The following is a 3,805-nucleotide window of genomic DNA, read 5'->3' as shown; positions in this document are numbered from 1 at the left end:
GAGTAACAGAGAAAAGCCAGAGAAAAGCCAGAGGAAAGCAGAGAGATAATTTTGATTCATAAATCCTTTTCGCGTTTTTCGTGTATTTTGCGGTTCGTTTAATGAATCCTGGTATATAAAAAGGCGAAGCATAAGAGTTCTTGCTCTTACGCTTCGCCTTTTTATTCTAGAATGGATATGCTTTTTCATTGCTTCCGCAGCCCTCGTTCGAACCCTCCCTTTACTCCTGTTAATATCTTAACGACTGCCGGAGCCCGTAAGAACCCAGGAGAGGCCGGGAATAAAGCGGCTGAGAAAGCGAAAGACGATGGCTGCACAGAGACTGCCGCCGGCAGCCCAAAGGAAAAAGAGGGGAATGCGCTCCGGCGTCAGTTCCAGAGTAGCGTCATTGAGCCATTCCATGGCATAGTACATGAAAAAAGGATGCACGAGGTATACGAAGTAAGAATGCCGTCCCAAAAGGGAAAGGAGCCAGGAGAGCGAGCCGGGCAGGGGACGATCAAAGAGGGCGAAGAGCCAAAAGGTGGCGCCAAGGGTATACAGCATGCCGGGGGGGCTGAGCTGCTGCGCGGCATTGACGGCGTCTTCCAGAGAATAAGACAACTGAAGGACCAGTATGTAGTAGTAGCCAAGCAATAGGCCCAAAGAAGCCAAAGCGGCAAAAGACAGGGATGAAAAATATCGTTGCAGGAGCTTGCGAAATTGAGATACACGGACGGCGCAAACACCTCCTAGTAAAAAGAGAAATACATAATGCCACGGCCAGTAACTGAGGCGGTATTGGAGAAGTAAATTCAGCCAGTAATCTTCTTCATGCGGACGGAAGAGGGCGTAGGACCAATAGTTGAAGGCCATCTGCAGAAAAAAAAGGCAGGGAAGCAGCCAGATCCTTTTGCCGGATAGCTGGCGCACTAGAGGACGCCACAAAGGCATGAAGAGATAAAACCAAAGCAAGATGACCAAAAAATATAGTTGATAGGATCCTAAGCCAAAGAGGAAATAAGATTGTAAAAAAGGATCATCCCAGATGTGCTCGTCGCCGCTTGTGTAAGTATAGTGTGTCATATAGAGAAGAGACCAGGTAAGATAGGGAACCAGAACGGTCCGCAGACGCCGAAGCAGAAAGCGCCCGTATTGAAAAGGTTGCTGTAAATCATCGTTTAAAAATAAGCCGAAGGCTGAAATGAAAAAAAAGATAGGTACGCTAAAACGGCTGGCGATTTCCAACAGGGCGAACAGATGAATGTCCGGCTGAGCATAGGAAAGAGAAAAAGCGCCTGTATGAATGCCGACTACCCCTAGCATAGCAATGCCTCTGGTGGCTTCTAAAGAAAACAAGTGCAATTTGGCCATGAAACACCTCAATTATCGCTGTATCTGCGAAACTATATGTTGCTGATAGAATGAAAAATAGCAATTTATTAGAAAAAGGTCATTTGACGCTCTTCAAGCATACTACTATACTAAAAGCATGAGAAGCTGAGGTCAAGAGCGGGAACGTTACGGGCATTCAAATTATCAGTACGGTGGATAGGAAAGGAAGACGAACATGAAGGCATTGGGGTACATTAACGGACGTATTGTGGAATTAGATCAAGAAGTAGTATTGTTGGAAGACAGGGGCTATCAATTTGGCGATGGCGTATATGAAGTGACCAAAGTTCACGAAGGACGATTAATTGCCTTTGAAGCGCATATGTTTCGCTTATATCGTTCGCTGCGGGAACTGCGTATTCCAGTCACCTATACGATAGAAGAATTCAAAGAAATGCACGATCAGCTAATACAAGAAAGCGGCATAACCGATGGAGCGATCTATTTGCAGCTTACCCGGGGAGCGGCGCCGCGGAGCCATGCTTTTCCCAAGCAGAGCTGCCCGGTTCTTACGATGACCATTCGCCCGCAAGGGCCAGTGACAACGGATTTGAATCTGCAAGGAGTTTCTGCGCTGGTATTGGATGACATCCGGTGGCTGCGTTGCGATATTAAATCTTTAAACCTGCTGCCGAATATCCTTGGTAAACAGGAAGCGAAAGAGGCTGGCTGCTATGAAGCGGTGCTGGTGCGAGACGGCAAAATTACCGAAGGGACGTCAAGCAACTGTTTTGTTGTTAAAGACGAGGTGCTATGGACGCATCCTTTAAATAACTTGATTTTACCTGGCATTACTCGGCAGATTGTCTTGGATCGCATTGCTAAACCCTTAGGCCTGGCAATTTTAGAGAAAGCCGTTACTCCTGAGTTTGCCTATGGGGCGGATGAAGTGTTTTTAACGGGAACCAGCACAGAAGTGATGCCTGTGGTGAAGTTAGGGCGGGAGACGATCGGCAATGGCAAACCGGGAGCGGTAACCTTGCGTCTGCTGGAAGAATACCGGAAACTGCTTCGCGAAGGAATTTAATGTGGCGGTTGACGCGGGCAACCATGGGATGATAGGATAAGAGGCAAAGAATGATGAGGAGGAAACAGTGCCTGTGAATCAGACGTGGTTAATCGTATTTGCCCTGCTAATGGGCGGCAGCTTAGTTAAAATGCTGCTGGTGCATCCTTTAATTTGGGTGGGCATTGATTTGGTGATTCTTGGCGCCGCATATCAGGTGCTGAAACGGAATCCTCTGGTGAATGTGCCTCATAGCATGAAGCTTTTGGGTGCATTAACGGCGATCAATGTAGTTGTGGACTTGGGAATTTTAGAAGCTTGGATGGGTAATTTTGCCGTATTGGGTTTAGTGGGCTGGATGATATACCGCAGCCGCAACGGCGGTGGCGGAGGCTCGGCGCGTCGTCAGCAACGGCATAAATGGAATAAGTAATATTTGCGTCAATGACGGCCGCGCTTATAAAAGTGCGGCCGTTCTTTGTAGGAGGTGGAGCGGTGCGTCGCGCTTGGGGCTTGGAATTGGCTTTGTGGATGGTTGTGCTCATTTGGGCGGGGAATTATATTGTAGGGAAAATAGGCATGCGTGAGTTTTTGCCGCAGATTTTTACTTGCTTGCGTTTTGCTATTGCGACACCGCTGATGTATCTGGTCTTGTTCTGGCGTGAAGGCAAGCTATCCTTTGGGCAGGTTCCTTGGGGGCGATGTCTTTTAGTGGGAGCGGTGGGAGTTGCTATCTATCAGACACTGTTTATTGCCGCCTTAAAATATACGACGGCGACTACGGTGGCTTTGATGCTAGGCCTGTCTCCTATTTCAACGGCCTTTGTGGCGGCTTTTCTGGGGTATGAACGATTGAGAAGGCAGATGGTGGCCGGCTGTTTGCTGGCTCTTGTGGGCCTTATCTTTGTTTTAGGAGCCGCCGGCGGCAGTTGGGGGTTCCGGGAAGAAACTCTTTTTGGTGATATGCTGGCCTTGGCGGCAGGGGTGCTGTGGGGCGTTTATCCGGTGCTTATGCTGCCCATACTTCAAAGAGGCTCCGGCTTGTGGGCGACCTGCCATACTTCTTTGGCGGGGACCTTGCTATTGCTTGCGGCAACAGCTGGAGACTTATGGTTGTTTCCTTGGGAAACGGTTACCTTGGCAGGTTGGGGAGCGCTTCTTTATGCAGCTATTCCGGTGACGGTGATCAGTTTGCTTTTGTGGTATTATGGTATTGAGCGCCTGGGCTCGAACCAGGTGATGGTTTATATGTACTTAGTGACGCCGCTGGCTTTGCTTCTTGCGGTGTGGCTGCTGGGTGAGCAGCTGAACTGGCTGCAGGGGCTGGGGGCCGTGTTGGTTTTGGCCGGCGTCTTTTTGGCTAAGCGACAGACTTGACTTGTTTTGCGAAGACTAGCGATGCGGCGGTTGGGCAAGCAGTCCTTG

5 protein-coding genes are annotated in these 3,805 nt (G+C 49.1%); 3 read left to right on the top strand and 2 right to left on the bottom strand.

What is annotated here, in order from left to right:
- Together PHF27_RS13750 and PHF27_RS13745 are read right to left on the bottom strand one after the other, a co-directional pair.
- On the bottom strand, positions 1–189 hold a 189-nt coding region (locus tag PHF27_RS13750), incomplete at its 3' end, for a hypothetical protein (protein WP_300071264.1).
- 48 nt (positions 190–237) lie between these two features.
- Positions 238–1,353, bottom strand: coding sequence for an acyltransferase (locus PHF27_RS13745; RefSeq protein ID WP_300071261.1), 1,116 nt, complete (start codon positions 1,351–1,353; stop codon positions 238–240).
- Positions 1,354–1,549: 196 nt separating this feature from the next.
- Here PHF27_RS13745 and dat point away from each other — a divergent pair, with 196 nt between their 5' ends.
- The 3 genes from dat (at position 1,550) to PHF27_RS13730 (ending at position 3,757) form a co-directional block, all read left to right on the top strand.
- A complete protein-coding gene (gene dat / locus PHF27_RS13740; protein ID WP_300071258.1) occupies positions 1,550–2,401 on the top strand; it encodes a D-amino-acid transaminase in 852 nt (283 codons plus the stop codon).
- Between the two features lie 73 nt (positions 2,402–2,474).
- Entirely contained in the window at positions 2,475–2,813 is a 339-nt protein-coding gene (locus tag PHF27_RS13735; protein ID WP_300071256.1) for a hypothetical protein, read from the top strand.
- Positions 2,814–2,875: 62 nt separating this feature from the next.
- Positions 2,876–3,757, top strand: coding sequence for a DMT family transporter (locus PHF27_RS13730; RefSeq protein WP_300071253.1), 882 nt, complete (start codon positions 2,876–2,878; stop codon positions 3,755–3,757).
- Positions 3,758–3,805 lie beyond the last annotated feature (48 nt).

The sequence above is a fragment of the Anaeromusa sp. genome, assembly GCF_028691475.1.
GTDB lineage: Bacteria > Bacillota > Negativicutes > Anaeromusales > Anaeromusaceae > Anaeromusa.
Note: the sequence above shows the minus strand (reverse complement) of the source record. Positions and strands in the feature narration are given on the sequence as shown.

Coding starts and splice junctions, on each gene's coding strand:
- PHF27_RS13745 (WP_300071261.1), bottom strand. CDS start 1,353: ATGGCCAAATTGCACTTGTTTTCTTTAGAAGCCACCAGAGGCATTGCT.
- dat (WP_300071258.1), top strand. CDS start 1,550: ATGAAGGCATTGGGGTACATTAACGGACGTATTGTGGAATTAGATCAA.